The sequence below is a fragment of the Serratia sp. P2ACOL2 genome, assembly GCF_003691565.1.
In the GTDB taxonomy this organism is placed as follows: Bacteria; Pseudomonadota; Gammaproteobacteria; order Enterobacterales; family Enterobacteriaceae; genus Serratia; species Serratia liquefaciens.
This window is the reverse complement of the sequence record NZ_CP033162.1, coordinates 5,330,848-5,345,076: the sequence shown is the minus strand read 5'-3', so window position 1 is coordinate 5,345,076 and position 14,229 is coordinate 5,330,848. Positions and strand designations below refer to the sequence as shown.

The window sequence follows — 14,229 nt, the reverse complement described above, 5'->3', positions numbered from 1 at the left end:
GCGCGTAATTCAGGAATCAATGCGATGGCAACAGGTAAGCTGGTGGTTCTGGGCAGTATCAATGCCGACCATATCCTTAATATTGAGCAGTTTCCTCGCCCGGGCGAAACGGTGATCGGGAAACAGTATAAAGTGGCGTTTGGCGGCAAGGGCGCAAACCAGGCGGTGGCGGCTGGGCGCAGCGGTGCAGATATCGCTTTTATCGCCTGCGTGGGTGCCGATGACATCGGTGAACGCGTACGTCAGCAACTGGCAAGCGATCGCATTGATACCCAACCGATAGAAGCTATTGCCGACAGCACCACGGGCGTCGCGCTGATTTTCGTTAATGCGGAAGGCGAGAACGTGATCGGCATCGATGCGGGTGCCAATGCCGCAGTGACCCCCGATTATCTTGCACGTTATCAGCAAAAGGTTATCGACGCCGACGCGTTGCTGATGCAGCTCGAGTCTCCGTTGGAAACCGTTATCGCAGCCGCCAGCCTGGCGAAACAGCATCAGACGCAGGTTATCCTTAACCCGGCACCTGCTCGTGAGCTGCCGGACGATCTACTGGCGACTATCGATATGATTACGCCAAACGAAACCGAAGCTCAGCGCCTGACCGGTATTGCGGTCAATGACGATAATGATGCCGCGCGCGCCGCTCAGGCGTTGCACGATAAAGGTATCGCAACGGTGATCATCACCCTTGGTAGCCGTGGCGTGTGGCTGAGTGAGAACGGCAACGGCAAATTGGTACCCGGTTTCAAGGTTAAAGCGGTCGATACTATCGCCGCTGGCGATACCTTCAACGGGGCGCTGGTCACGGCGTTGCTGGAAGGCAAAACCATGGCGGATGCGGTGCGCTTTGCTCATGCAGCAGCGGCAATTGCGGTGACCCGTCCCGGCGCCCAACCTTCCGTGCCCTGGCGCGAAGAGATTGACGCCTTCTTGCAGCAGCAGGAGTAACCCCCTTGGCCACCATGAAAGATGTCGCCCGCCTGGCGGGTGTTTCAACCTCGACGGTTTCGCACGTCATTAATAACAATCGCTTTGTCAGCGACAGCGTGCGAGCCAAAATCATGGCGGCTATAGAACAACTGAACTATGCGCCTTCCGCCCTGGCGCGCAGTCTCAAACTGAATCAGACGCGAACCATCGGCATGCTGGTCACCTCCAGCAACAACCCCTTTTATGCTGAGGTGGTGCGTGGCGTCGAGCGCAGTTGTTATGAACGTGGCTACAGTTTGATCCTGTGCAATACCGAAGAAGATGCTGCGCGCATGAACCGTAATATGGAGACGCTGCTGCAAAAGCGCGTCGACGGTTTGCTGTTGATGTGTACCGAAAACCATCGGCCATCGCAGGATGCGCTGAGTCGCTACCCGTCTCTACCAATAGTGATGATGGACTGGGCGCCGTTCGAAGGGGCTAACGACATCATCCAGGACAACTCTTTGTTGGGTGGCGAGATGGCGACCGATCATCTGATCGCTCGCGGGTATCGCAAAATTGCCTGCATCGCCGGCCCGCAGGATAAAACCACGGCACGTCACCGACTGGAAGGCTATCGCAGTGCCATGCAGCGTGCTGGGCTGGCGAGCCTGCCGGGGTATGAAGTGCACTGCGATTTTGAATTTGAAGGCGGTGTCATCGCCATGAAACAGCTGTTGGCCTTGGCTGAACCACCCCACGCGGTGTTCGCCGGCAACGACGCGGTCGCGGTGGGGGCTTACCAGGCGTTGTATCAGGCTGGGTTATCGGTACCGCAGGACATGGCGGTGATGGGTTACGATGATATCGAACTGGCCAAATACCTTGCGCCGCCGCTAAGCACTATCCATCAACCTAAAGATTCGCTGGGCGAATTGGCGATCGATGCGTTGATCAACCGCCTGCAGAATCCGGAACGTGAAGCTCAGGTTCTGGTACTGACCCCTGAGCTGGTGGAACGCGCTTCGGTTGGCCGCCGCTAGCGGGTAGCTTCGGCTTCTTTCTTGCTGTCACGGCCACTGATCAGATTTCGGCCGTCCTTCCTTTTTAACAGCATAAAGACAAATGCTGAGGCCAGGGTGACAATCCCCATGGTGATAAAGGTGTAGTGGAAGTGATCGACCATGGTGCCGAGCGACATAGATTCATAGAAACGTAGCACTGCTGCGCTGATCGCCACGCCGAAGCTGATGGAAAGCTGCTGAGTAACCGCCAGCACGCTGTTGCCGGAGCTGGCATTGGCATCGTTTAAATCCGCCAGGCTGATGGTATTCATGGCGGTGAACTGTGTAGACATTGCCATCCCCAGCACGAACAGCGGCAGGATCATCAACCACAGCGGCATTCCCGGGCTTTGTAATGCAAACTGGGCGATCAGCACGCCGATAATCAACGTGATGCCAACCAGCGTTTTGCGATAGCCGAACCAGCGCAGCACTTGAGTCACGGTGGATTTCGCCATCAGTGAGCCGATGGCCGTCGGTGCCATCATGCAGCCCGCAATAATCGCCGAGTAACCGAAACCGACCTGCAGCATCAGCGGCATCAGGAACGGCACGCAGCCGGTACCCAGGCGTGAAGCGACATTGCCGGCGATCCCCACGGAGAAGGTGCGAGTCTGGAATAAATCCAAACCAATCAGTGGCTGAGGGTGCCTGCGGGCATGAGCGATATAGCCGAACAGCATCACCACGCCGCTGAGCAGAATACCCAGTGAGATATAGCTGGCCAGTACCTGTTCGCCAAACAGCTCAAGCCCGGTAGAAACCAGCACCAGACTCAGGCCAAACAGCATAAAGCCGAGGAAATCGAACCGACGCTTGGGCGTGGTGAAGTCCGGCATATATTTGCGTGCATAGAAGATGCCGAGCAGGCCAATCGGGATGTTGATAAGGAAAATCCAGTGCCAGGTGGCGTAGGTGACCAGCCATCCCCCCAGCATCGGCCCCATGATCGGGCCAACCAGCCCGGGCATAGTCACGAAGTTCAGAACCGGCAACAGCTCGCTGCGCGGGTAGGCGCGCAACAGGGCCAAACGCGCTACCGGCATCATCATCGCACCACCAACGCCCTGAATGACGCGTGAAGTCACCAACACGCTTAGCGTTGGGGAAAGCGCACACAGCAGCGAACCGAGAGTAAATAGCGAAACCGCAAAGATAAACACCCGCCGGGTACCGAAACGGTCTGCCAGCCAGCCACTGACCGGGATCAGCATGGCAACCGTCAACGTATAGCTGATTACGGCAGACTGCATCGCCAGTGGCGAGCGCTCCAGGCTTTGCGCTATCGCAGGCAACGCCGTGTTGAGGATGGTGGCGTCCAGCGCCTGCATAAAGAATGCCATTGCGGCGATCCAGGGGAGCCCTGCCATACTGCGCGCGGATTTAGTCATTATGATTCCCGGTTAACTGTCGTATTCGTCCCTTCATTGTTCTTCTATATATAAGTAGGGCATGAGTTAGTCTTTCTCTCTGAGCAAGACCTGGCAGGCGGCTAATGCCCCTGCGCCGTCGCCGGCGAGTATCGCATCGACAATGGCCTGATGGTTCTGGAGCTTAATCACTTCGTTACCTGTGATGGCGCGGAAGTAACTTTGATACACCGAACTGAACAGGTTGGCGAATGATGTGAGAAACGGATTACCGCTGGCCTCATAGATAAGCTGGTGGAACTGGGTATCAACCTGGATCCAGTGCTCGCGGTCAAACTGAACATGCAGTGCCCGCATTTCCGCCATCAGTTCAGCCAACCGCGCAGTTTGCTGCGTGCTGGCGTTGGCAGCCGCCAATGAGCAGGCCTGAGGTTCCAGCGAGGTTCGCAGGATAAGGAAATGCTGCATCACCTGATCGAAGTTCTCTTTGGTCATCCACCAGGTCAGTAAATCCTGATCGAGAAAGTTCCACTGACTTTGCGGCATGACCCGGGTGCCGATGCGCGGACGGGGGAGCAGCATGCCTTTGGCGGCCAGCATCTTCACCGCTTCACGTACCGCGGTGCGGCTCACGCCAAATTGTTCCCCGAGTTCCATCTCCCCGGGCAGGATACTGCCGGCCTGATAATCGCCTGCCAGAATTTGTTGGCCGAGTTTTTCTGCAAGTAGATAAGAAAGATTGCGTTGGGCGGCCTGTTGTTGAGCATTAAATTGCATGGCTGCGAGTCCTTACTGACATTGTTACTCTTATTTTACTCTACGGATCGCCAGCTTTTGTCGCTGATTTCCGGAAAAAGTGACGAAAACGCTGGCTTGTTCAGCGTTTTGTCGAAAAATACCGCGCTTGAAAAGTTTTTTGCATTTAGGGGTTGCGGCCTTCTGAGAACTCCCTATAATGCGCCTCCACTGACCGGGAACAACGACTCCTCTAACGAGAACCAGTCGCCCAGCCAGAAAGATTCAAGCCGGTGAAAACACCGTTTCTTAATAAGAAAAAAGCTTGACTCTTCAGGTGAAAAGCGTAATATACGCCACCTCGAGTTAGCAACCTAACTCACTGCTCTTTAACAATTTATCAGACAATCTGTGTGGGCACTCCACAAGACGATATCCAGAACCTTAGGGTTCAAAAAAATATCAAGTCTTGAAGAGTGACCAAGCAGTAATTCATTTAGTTGAATTATTACGAAAGTTAATTTTCGAGCATCGCTTCACGAGTTGAAGCAAATCAAGCTTTTAATTGAAGAGTTTGATCATGGCTCAGATTGAACGCTGGCGGCAGGCCTAACACATGCAAGTCGAGCGGTAGCACAGGGAGCTTGCTCCTGGGTGACGAGCGGCGGACGGGTGAGTAATGTCTGGGAAACTGCCTGATGGAGGGGGATAACTACTGGAAACGGTAGCTAATACCGCATAACGTCTACGGACCAAAGTGGGGGACCTTCGGGCCTCATGCCATCAGATGTGCCCAGATGGGATTAGCTAGTAGGTGGGGTAATGGCTCACCTAGGCGACGATCCCTAGCTGGTCTGAGAGGATGACCAGCCACACTGGAACTGAGACACGGTCCAGACTCCTACGGGAGGCAGCAGTGGGGAATATTGCACAATGGGCGCAAGCCTGATGCAGCCATGCCGCGTGTGTGAAGAAGGCCTTCGGGTTGTAAAGCACTTTCAGCGAGGAGGAAGGGTTCAGTGTTAATAGCACTGTTCATTGACGTTACTCGCAGAAGAAGCACCGGCTAACTCCGTGCCAGCAGCCGCGGTAATACGGAGGGTGCAAGCGTTAATCGGAATTACTGGGCGTAAAGCGCACGCAGGCGGTTTGTTAAGTCAGATGTGAAATCCCCGCGCTTAACGTGGGAACTGCATTTGAAACTGGCAAGCTAGAGTCTTGTAGAGGGGGGTAGAATTCCAGGTGTAGCGGTGAAATGCGTAGAGATCTGGAGGAATACCGGTGGCGAAGGCGGCCCCCTGGACAAAGACTGACGCTCAGGTGCGAAAGCGTGGGGAGCAAACAGGATTAGATACCCTGGTAGTCCACGCTGTAAACGATGTCGACTTGGAGGTTGTGCCCTTGAGGCGTGGCTTCCGGAGCTAACGCGTTAAGTCGACCGCCTGGGGAGTACGGCCGCAAGGTTAAAACTCAAATGAATTGACGGGGGCCCGCACAAGCGGTGGAGCATGTGGTTTAATTCGATGCAACGCGAAGAACCTTACCTACTCTTGACATCCAGAGAATTCGCTAGAGATAGCTTAGTGCCTTCGGGAACTCTGAGACAGGTGCTGCATGGCTGTCGTCAGCTCGTGTTGTGAAATGTTGGGTTAAGTCCCGCAACGAGCGCAACCCTTATCCTTTGTTGCCAGCACGTAATGGTGGGAACTCAAAGGAGACTGCCGGTGATAAACCGGAGGAAGGTGGGGATGACGTCAAGTCATCATGGCCCTTACGAGTAGGGCTACACACGTGCTACAATGGCGTATACAAAGAGAAGCGAACTCGCGAGAGCAAGCGGACCTCATAAAGTACGTCGTAGTCCGGATCGGAGTCTGCAACTCGACTCCGTGAAGTCGGAATCGCTAGTAATCGTAGATCAGAATGCTACGGTGAATACGTTCCCGGGCCTTGTACACACCGCCCGTCACACCATGGGAGTGGGTTGCAAAAGAAGTAGGTAGCTTAACCTTCGGGAGGGCGCTTACCACTTTGTGATTCATGACTGGGGTGAAGTCGTAACAAGGTAACCGTAGGGGAACCTGCGGTTGGATCACCTCCTTACCTAATGATATTGATTCGCGTGAAGTGCTCACACAGATTGTCTGATAGAAACGTAATGAGCAAAAGCGCTACCTGTTGATGTAATGAGTCACTGACTCATGCTGATACGAACCGATTAAGACAGTCAGTTTAATCGGATTTTCGTGTCCCCATCGTCTAGAGGCCTAGGACACTGCCCTTTCACGGCTGTAACAGGGGTTCGAATCCCCTTGGGGACGCCATCCGATAATGAGTGAAAGACATTATCACCGGTTCTTGAAACCGAAAACATCTTAAAGATGACTCTTGCGAGTCGTGTTTAAGATATTGCTCTTTAACAATCTGGAACAAGCTGAAAATTGAAACATGACAGCTGAAACTTATCCCTCCGTAGAAGTATTGGGATAAGGATTAACCTGTCATAGAGTCTCTCAAATGTAGCAGCACGAAAGTGGAAACACCTTCGGGTTGTGAGGTTAAGTGACTAAGCGTACACGGTGGATGCCTAGGCAGTCAGAGGCGATGAAGGGCGTGCTAATCTGCGATAAGCGTCGGTAAGGTGATATGAACCGTAATAACCGGCGATACCCGAATGGGGAAACCCAGTGCAATTCGTTGCACTATCATACGATGAATACATAGTCGTATGAGGCGAACCGGGGGAACTGAAACATCTAAGTACCCCGAGGAAAAGAAATCAACCGAGATTCCCCCAGTAGCGGCGAGCGAACGGGGAGGAGCCCAGAACCTGAATCAGTTCTTGTGTTAGTGGAAGCGTCTGGAAAGTCGCACAGTAAAGGGTGATAGTCCCGTACACTAAAATGCATTAACTGTGAGTTCGATGAGTAGGGCGGGACACGTGACATCCTGTCTGAATATGGGGGGACCATCCTCCAAGGCTAAATACTCCTGACTGACCGATAGTGAACCAGTACCGTGAGGGAAAGGCGAAAAGAACCCCGGCGAGGGGAGTGAAATAGAACCTGAAACCGTGTACGTACAAGCAGTGGGAGCACCTTCGTGGTGTGACTGCGTACCTTTTGTATAATGGGTCAGCGACTTATATTTTGTAGCAAGGTTAACCGTATAGGGGAGCCGTAGGGAAACCGAGTCTTAACTGGGCGAATAGTTGCAAGGTATAGACCCGAAACCCGGTGATCTAGCCATGGGCAGGTTGAAGGTTGGGTAACACTAACTGGAGGACCGAACCGACTAATGTTGAAAAATTAGCGGATGACTTGTGGCTGGGGGTGAAAGGCCAATCAAACCGGGAGATAGCTGGTTCTCCCCGAAAGCTATTTAGGTAGCGCCTCGTGAACTCATCTTCGGGGGTAGAGCACTGTTTCGGCTAGGGGGCCATCCCGGCTTACCAAACCGATGCAAACTCCGAATACCGAAGAATGTTATCACGGGAGACACACGGCGGGTGCTAACGTCCGTCGTGAAGAGGGAAACAACCCAGACCGCCAGCTAAGGTCCCAAAGTCATGGTTAAGTGGGAAACGATGTGGGAAGGCATAGACAGCCAGGATGTTGGCTTAGAAGCAGCCATCATTTAAAGAAAGCGTAATAGCTCACTGGTCGAGTCGGCCTGCGCGGAAGATGTAACGGGGCTAAACCATGCACCGAAGCTGCGGCAGCGACGCTTAGGCGTTGTTGGGTAGGGGAGCGTTCTGTAAGCCGTTGAAGGTGACCTGTGAGGGTTGCTGGAGGTATCAGAAGTGCGAATGCTGACATAAGTAACGATAAAGCGGGTGAAAAGCCCGCTCGCCGGAAGACCAAGGGTTCCTGTCCAACGTTAATCGGGGCAGGGTGAGTCGACCCCTAAGGCGAGGCCGAAAGGCGTAGTCGATGGGAAACAGGTTAATATTCCTGTACTCGGTGTTACTGCGAAGGGGGGACGGAGAAGGCTAGGCTAGCCGGGCGACGGTTGTCCCGGTTTAAGCGTGTAGGGGGAGTGACCTGGTAAATCCGGTTACTTATTAACCCTGAGGCGTGATGACGATGCACTACGGTGCAGAAGTAGTTGATGCCAAGCTTCCAGGAAAAGCCTCTAAGCATCAGGTAACACAGAATCGTACCCCAAACCGACACAGGTGGTCAGGTAGAGAATACCAAGGCGCTTGAGAGAACTCGGGTGAAGGAACTAGGCAAAATGGTGCCGTAACTTCGGGAGAAGGCACGCTGGCGCGTAGGTGAAGAGACTTGCTCTCGGAGCTGAAGCCAGTCGCAGATACCAGCTGGCTGCAACTGTTTAATAAAAACACAGCACTGTGCAAACACGAAAGTGGACGTATACGGTGTGACGCCTGCCCGGTGCTGGAAGGTTAATTGATGGGGTCAGCCGCAAGGCGAAGCTCTTGATCGAAGCCCCAGTAAACGGCGGCCGTAACTATAACGGTCCTAAGGTAGCGAAATTCCTTGTCGGGTAAGTTCCGACCTGCACGAATGGCGTAATGATGGCCAGGCTGTCTCCACCCGAGACTCAGTGAAATTGAACTCGCTGTGAAGATGCAGTGTACCCGCGGCAAGACGGAAAGACCCCGTGAACCTTTACTATAGCTTGACACTGAACATTGAGCCTTGATGTGTAGGATAGGTGGGAGGCTTTGAAGCGTGGACGCCAGTCTGCGTGGAGCCAACCTTGAAATACCACCCTTTAATGTTTGATGTTCTAACTCGGCCCCGTGATCCGGGGTGAGGACAGTGTCTGGTGGGTAGTTTGACTGGGGCGGTCTCCTCCCAAAGAGTAACGGAGGAGCACGAAGGTTAGCTAATCACGGTCGGACATCGTGAGGTTAGTGCAAAGGCATAAGCTAGCTTGACTGCGAGAGTGACGGCTCGAGCAGGTACGAAAGTAGGTCTTAGTGATCCGGTGGTTCTGAATGGAAGGGCCATCGCTCAACGGATAAAAGGTACTCCGGGGATAACAGGCTGATACCGCCCAAGAGTTCATATCGACGGCGGTGTTTGGCACCTCGATGTCGGCTCATCACATCCTGGGGCTGAAGTAGGTCCCAAGGGTATGGCTGTTCGCCATTTAAAGTGGTACGCGAGCTGGGTTTAGAACGTCGTGAGACAGTTCGGTCCCTATCTGCCGTGGGCGTTGGAAGATTGAGAGGGGTTGCTCCTAGTACGAGAGGACCGGAGTGAACGCACCACTGGTGTTCGGGTTGTCATGCCAATGGCACTGCCCGGTAGCTAAGTGCGGAAAAGATAAGCGCTGAAAGCATCTAAGCGCGAAACTTGCCTCGAGATGAGTCTTCCCTGGGCCTTTAAGGCCCCTGAAGGAACGTTTAAGACTAAGACGTTGATAGGCTGGGTGTGTAAGTGCAGCGATGCATTGAGCTAACCAGTACTAATGATCCGTGAGGCTTAACCTTACAACACCAAAGGTGTTTTAGAGAGATTGTAGAGATTTTCAGCGAGTTCCGAGATTGGTTTCAATGGCTACGGGAGTAGCGGTTGGAATGAAACAGAATTTGCCTGGCGGCAATAGCGCGGTGGTCCCACCTGACCCCATGCCGAACTCAGAAGTGAAACGCCGTAGCGCCGATGGTAGTGTGGGGTCTCCCCATGCGAGAGTAGGACACTGCCAGGCATCAATTAAGCCAAGAGGCCATCCGCAAGGATGGCCTTTTTGCTGTGTGCGAAAGAAAAAGGCGCAGCTAGGCTGCGCTTTTTAACCAGTCCCCGATAAAGTCAGCGATGCACTCTGGGTCATTAAGATCCAACAGTGGGGCATTGCCAGTGATTGATCGATCGCTGGCAATGGCGATCACAAACTCGTCCAGCATATCCTCCAGTGGTTTACCCACCTCTTCACGATAGAGAATGATTTTACTGATTGGCTCATGCTTGAACCCTTCGACTAAAATGATATCCACCTTGCCAGTATCAAAACGACTCGCCAAATATTGCAGATCCAGTGGGGGTTGTTCCGGCGTTTCTGTCATTAATGCCCAGCGGTTATTGCTGGCGACCAACGTTTGGTCGGCACCGGCTTTGCGCAGTTCATAACTGTCTTTGCCGGGGGTATCGACATCCATATCATGGTGAGTATGTTTGATCAGCCCTACGCGGATTTGCCGCTGCTTTAATAAAGGAATCAATTGTTTAAGCAGAGTGGTTTTGCCCGTGCCGCTATAGGCAGCAATGGCCAGTAGAGGGGGTTGGGAAGGGCTATTCATGGATAATTCCTTTTTCTTTTACCCAACGTCGGCAGTCCTCAAGGGTATTAATATTGTGGAAGGCCGATTGTTGCCCTTTGAACTCCACCTGCTGTGCACGCGCAGCGTCCAGGAACAGCATCAGCTCGCGTTCCCCGCGGGCCAGATAATCCTCCAACGGAGTCGCCAGACTGGTGTGCAATAGCGCTAGCGTTGGGTGAGCCCGTTCCCCATCACTGGCATAGGCGGCTATCGCACTTCCTTTTTGTTGCCAGAGTTTCTCGATAAGCGTTGCAGGAAAGTCAGGAACATCACAGGGGACAAAGGCCACCCACTCGGTCGTTGCGTATTTCAGGCCGGCCAGCATACCGGCGAGCGGGCCTGAAAAGTCAGGGATCAGATCGCCAATTATCGGCAGGCCACTTTCCCTATACCGTGCTTGATTGCGATTGGCGTTGATGGCTATCGGCCCGACCTGCGGCCGTAGCCGGGCAAGCACATACTGATACAGGGGGATGTCGGCAATGGGAACCAGACCTTTATCTTCCCCACCCATGCGAGTGGCACGCCCTCCGGCCAGAATAATGCCGGTAATCTCTTCATGCATATTTCAAATTCCACATTGTGACTAATGCCATGATTGTAGCGCTAAAGCCGGTGTGGCATCAGGATTTACCTTTATTGACAAGCTGCTTCTTTCACTGCGTTGGCAAGCCTGTTACTTTGTGTGTTTATTGATTCTATTGGACAATATTGCGATGAAAACGCACCGCGTAAACGAGCTGATTGAGCTTCTGCACCCGGCCTGGCAGGAAGATCCAGATCTTAATCTGATCCAGTTTTTACAGAAGTTGGCGCAAGAAGCTGGCTTTCAGGGCAATCTGACTGAATTGAGCGATGATATCCTGATCTATCATTTGAAAATGCGCGGCAGCGCCGGCAACGAACAGATCCCTGGTCTGAAAAAGGATTATGAGGAAGATTTCAAAACGGCACTGCTACGCGCCCGTGGTGTGATCAAAGATTAGCATTCGTGCGCCGGGGTGAAGCCGTTGCTCGTGCAGCCCGTCATTAATGCTACTATTTCTCAATCCCGGCATTGTGATGTCGCCCAAACGAAACCGAATGTTGTTATGAACAACTCAGCTTTTAATTTTCAGACCCTGTCGCCCGACCTGATTATGGACGCGCTGGAAGGGGTTGGCCTGCGTGTAGACTCCGGGCTAACGGCGCTTAACAGTTATGAAAACCGCGTCTATCAGTTTATGGACGAGGATCGTAAGCGTTATGTGGTGAAGTTTTATCGGCCAGAACGTTGGAGCGCGAAACAAATTGGTGAAGAACACCAGTTCTCCCATGATCTTGCTCTGGCGGAGATCCCTGCAGTTGCCCCATTAGTTCTGCAGGGCAATACGCTGCATACGCACAACGGTTTCTTTTTTACGGTTTTTCCCAGCGTTGGCGGGCGGCAGTATGAGATCGACAATCTCGATCAACTGGAGTGGGTTGGCCGTTTCCTGGGGCGCATTCATCAGGTGGGCAGCGAAAGCCTGTTTGTTGAACGTCCGACGATGGGCATCGAGGAGTACCTCACTTTACCGCGTCAGGTTTTGGCGGGCTGCGCGCTGTTGCCCAAAGCGCAGCGTGACAGCTTTCTTGCAGCGACTGACAAGCTGATTGAGGCGATCAAACAGCATTGGCATCAGGATTGGCAGCCGCGGCGTTTGCACGGTGACTGCCATCCGGGCAATATTCTGTGGCGTGATGGCCCACTGTTTGTTGATCTTGATGACGCGCGTAACGGGCCGGCGATACAGGATCTGTGGATGTTGTTGCACGGTGAGCGTCGCGATCGTTTGATGCAGTTAGATATTTTGTTGGAAGCGTACTCAGAGTTTGCTGAGTTTGATCAAAGTGAGTTGGCGTTGATCGAGCCGCTGCGTGCTATGCGTATGGTTTACTACCTGGCATGGGTTGCTCGCCGCTGGCAAGATCCTGCGTTCCCTAAAAGTTTTCCGTGGATGGCGGAGTCTGATTTTTGGTTGTCTCAGACGGCGGCATTCACCGAACAGGTTAAGCTGTTGCAGGAGCCCCCTCTGCAGCTGATGCCAATGTATTGAAGCTTTAACACAATGGAGAGTTTAGTCTTATGAAGAAAATTTGGTTGGCGCTCGTTGGCATGGTAATGGCATTCAGTGCCTCGGCTGCGCAGTTTAGCGATGGTACCCAGTATGTCACCCTGGACAAGCCAGTGACGGGTGAACCTCAGGTACTGGAGTTCTTCTCCTTCTATTGCCCACACTGCTATCAGTTCGAGCAGGTTTATCACGTTTCCGAAAATGTGAAAAAAGCGCTGCCTGCGGGCACTAAAATGACCAAGTACCACGTTGAGTTCCTGGGGCCGTTGGGTAAGCAACTGACTCAGGCATGGGCTGTTGCAATGGCGCTGGGTGTGGAAGATAAAGTCAGCCCGCTGATGTTCGAAGCGGTGCAGAAAACTCAGACCGTACAAACGCCTGATGATATCCGCAACGTATTTGTGAAAGCAGGCGTGAGCGCGGCTGATTATGACGGGGCTCTGAACAGCTTCGTAGTTAAATCCCTGGTGGTTCAACAGGAGAAAGCTGCAGAAGATCTGCAACTGCGTGGCGTACCGGCGGTATTTGTTAACGGCAAATACATGGTCAAAAATGACGGCCTGGACACCAGTTCGATGGATGCTTACGTGAAGCAATTCGCCGACGTGGTTAAATTCCTCAGCGAGCAGAAGTAACCGAAATTTAAAGTAAAAAAGCCGGCTTAGCCGGCTTTTTTTTAACTTCTATTGCCGTTTCAATCTATCCAGCAATCTGTCTTTATCCTGCCACAGCGTGTTCAGCCAAAGCTGGAAACGTCGCTTAAACTGCTTATCGTTAAAGTAATCGCCATGCATGCTTTCGTCGATTGGCAGCAATTCAACCCTTACCACAATGCGTTTTAACCGGCCGCACAGCATATCCATAAAAGGCCGCTCAGTATTATCTGGATAAAGCAGGGTGACGTTTAACACCTTATCGAACTGCTTACCTAATGCACTGAGTGTAAAAGCAATACCGGCAGCTTTAGGGGCTAATAAATTACGGTAGGGCGAACGAGTTTTAATTTTCTTGGCTTCGGTAAAACGCGAGCCCTCTACAAAATTAACGATGGTGGTCGGGCGTTTACGAAACTTCTCGCAAGAACGGCGTGTGGTCTCGATATCATTACCGCGCTTTTCCGGGTGTTTGAGCAAATAGGCGCGCGAATAGCGTTTCATGAAGGGCATATCCAGCGCCCAGCAGGCCAGACCGACAAAAGGGACCCAGGCCAATTGCTGTTTAAGAAAGTACTTATTCATTGGAATATGGTTACGGAACAATACGCACAGCACCACAATATCCGACCAGCTTTCGTGATTACTGATCAGCAGATACCAGTTTTTTCGATCCAGGCCTTCCAACCCTTCTATATCCCAGCGCAGTTGGCCGTTAATACGTAATAGCAGCGATAACCCCAGGCACCAGCACCACATCATAAAGTCGGCGAAGGCGGAGATACGTCGCCATACGGCAGGAAAGGGCACCAGTAACTTAATGACGCCGGCGATCGTAATGGGGATCGAACACAGTACGGTGACCAAAATGGCGAGCAGGCTGGAAACAATAAAAATAACAGGGGATAGCAATCTTGGCATGGTTATAGGCTGACGGTTGGTGAGAACAGCGTTACATGCCAGTATGCATGAACAAAAAATATTTTAGCGACATTATAGGGGGAAAATGCCTGCCAGCAGTAGCTGTTTTAAAGCGGAAAAAATAGGCATTTGCTGCGTTTTCGTGCAACTTGCTCACCTTGTGCTATGGTAATTGAGGCGCCA

At 52.6% G+C, this 14,229-nt stretch carries 10 protein-coding genes, 1 tRNA gene and 3 rRNA genes; 9 read left to right on the top strand and 5 right to left on the bottom strand.

Translation table 11 applies throughout. The annotated features are described in order from the left end of the window. The first annotated feature begins 24 nt into the window (after window positions 1-24). On the top strand, window positions 25-951 hold the full coding sequence (gene rbsK / locus EBA31_RS25605; RefSeq protein WP_048759295.1) for a ribokinase: 927 nt from the start codon (window positions 25-27) through the stop codon (window positions 949-951). A 5-nt stretch (window positions 952-956) separates the two neighbouring features. Then, entirely contained in the window at window positions 957-1,958 is a 1,002-nt protein-coding gene (rbsR, locus tag EBA31_RS25600; RefSeq protein WP_122080484.1) for a ribose operon transcriptional repressor RbsR, read from the top strand. Here the strand turns inward: rbsR and mdtD are convergent. Both mdtD and EBA31_RS25590 read right to left on the bottom strand, forming a co-directional pair. Then, the gene (gene mdtD, locus EBA31_RS25595; protein WP_041415120.1) at window positions 1,955-3,370 is read right to left on the bottom strand and encodes a multidrug transporter subunit MdtD; all 1,416 of its coding nucleotides are present in this window, start codon (window positions 3,368-3,370) and stop codon (window positions 1,955-1,957) included. The genes rbsR and mdtD overlap by 4 nt on opposite strands. A 66-nt stretch (window positions 3,371-3,436) precedes the next feature. Further along, on the bottom strand, window positions 3,437-4,126 hold the full coding sequence (locus tag EBA31_RS25590) for a FadR/GntR family transcriptional regulator (protein WP_046374852.1): 690 nt from the start codon (window positions 4,124-4,126) through the stop codon (window positions 3,437-3,439). A gap of 520 nt (window positions 4,127-4,646) precedes the next feature. Here EBA31_RS25590 and EBA31_RS25585 point away from each other — a divergent pair. From EBA31_RS25585 to rrf, 4 genes are all read left to right on the top strand, one after another. Then, a 16S ribosomal RNA gene (locus tag EBA31_RS25585) occupies window positions 4,647-6,187 on the top strand. 145 nt (window positions 6,188-6,332) lie between these two features. Then, window positions 6,333-6,408: transfer RNA gene (locus EBA31_RS25580), tRNA-Glu, on the top strand. Between the two features lie 232 nt (window positions 6,409-6,640). After that, window positions 6,641-9,548, top strand: a 23S ribosomal RNA gene (locus EBA31_RS25575). 102 nt (window positions 9,549-9,650) lie between these two features. Continuing rightward, window positions 9,651-9,766: ribosomal RNA gene (rrf, locus tag EBA31_RS25570) — 5S ribosomal RNA — on the top strand. Together the 16S, 23S and 5S rRNA genes with 1 tRNA gene alongside form the textbook arrangement of a ribosomal RNA operon. 67 nt (window positions 9,767-9,833) lie before the next feature. On the opposite strand, the gene mobB is transcribed toward rrf, so the two are convergent. Beyond that, entirely contained in the window at window positions 9,834-10,355 is a 522-nt protein-coding gene (gene mobB / locus EBA31_RS25565; RefSeq protein WP_122080483.1) for a molybdopterin-guanine dinucleotide biosynthesis protein MobB, read from the bottom strand. Further along, a complete protein-coding gene (gene mobA, locus EBA31_RS25560; RefSeq protein WP_122080482.1) occupies window positions 10,348-10,941 on the bottom strand; it encodes a molybdenum cofactor guanylyltransferase MobA in 594 nt (197 codons plus the stop codon). The genes mobB and mobA overlap by 8 nt, the downstream gene beginning before the upstream one ends. Before the next feature lie 151 nt (window positions 10,942-11,092). Here mobA and EBA31_RS25555 point away from each other — a divergent pair, with 151 nt between their 5' ends. From EBA31_RS25555 to dsbA, 3 genes are all read left to right on the top strand, one after another. Next, window positions 11,093-11,362, top strand: coding sequence for a YihD family protein (locus EBA31_RS25555; protein ID WP_046375106.1), 270 nt, complete (start codon window positions 11,093-11,095; stop codon window positions 11,360-11,362). Between the two features lie 105 nt (window positions 11,363-11,467). Then, on the top strand, window positions 11,468-12,454 hold the full coding sequence (locus EBA31_RS25550) for a serine/threonine protein kinase (RefSeq protein ID WP_020837682.1): 987 nt from the start codon (window positions 11,468-11,470) through the stop codon (window positions 12,452-12,454). Window positions 12,455-12,483: 29 nt separating this feature from the next. Further along, window positions 12,484-13,107, top strand: a complete 624-nt coding sequence (dsbA, locus tag EBA31_RS25545; protein WP_020837681.1) for a thiol:disulfide interchange protein DsbA — start codon at window positions 12,484-12,486, stop codon at window positions 13,105-13,107. A gap of 48 nt (window positions 13,108-13,155) precedes the next feature. Here the strand turns inward: dsbA and EBA31_RS25540 are convergent, their stop codons facing one another. Beyond that, window positions 13,156-14,046, bottom strand: a complete 891-nt coding sequence (locus tag EBA31_RS25540; protein WP_020837680.1) for an acyltransferase — start codon at window positions 14,044-14,046, stop codon at window positions 13,156-13,158. Window positions 14,047-14,229: the final 183 nt, after the last annotated feature.

Excerpts from the sequence above, each read along its gene's own strand:
- rbsK (WP_048759295.1), top strand. The coding sequence starts at position 25 with ATGGCAACAGGTAAGCTGGTGGTTCTGGGCAGTATCAATGCCGACCAT.
- mdtD (WP_041415120.1), bottom strand. The coding sequence starts at position 3,370 with ATGACTAAATCCGCGCGCAGTATGGCAGGGCTCCCCTGGATCGCCGCA.
- EBA31_RS25590 (WP_046374852.1), bottom strand. The coding sequence starts at position 4,126 with ATGCAATTTAATGCTCAACAACAGGCCGCCCAACGCAATCTTTCTTAT.
- mobB (WP_122080483.1), bottom strand. The coding sequence starts at position 10,355 with ATGAATAGCCCTTCCCAACCCCCTCTACTGGCCATTGCTGCCTATAGC.
- mobA (WP_122080482.1), bottom strand. The coding sequence starts at position 10,941 with ATGCATGAAGAGATTACCGGCATTATTCTGGCCGGAGGGCGTGCCACT.
- EBA31_RS25555 (WP_046375106.1), top strand. The coding sequence starts at position 11,093 with ATGAAAACGCACCGCGTAAACGAGCTGATTGAGCTTCTGCACCCGGCC.
- EBA31_RS25550 (WP_020837682.1), top strand. The coding sequence starts at position 11,468 with ATGAACAACTCAGCTTTTAATTTTCAGACCCTGTCGCCCGACCTGATT.
- dsbA (WP_020837681.1), top strand. The coding sequence starts at position 12,484 with ATGAAGAAAATTTGGTTGGCGCTCGTTGGCATGGTAATGGCATTCAGT.
- EBA31_RS25540 (WP_020837680.1), bottom strand. The coding sequence starts at position 14,046 with ATGCCAAGATTGCTATCCCCTGTTATTTTTATTGTTTCCAGCCTGCTC.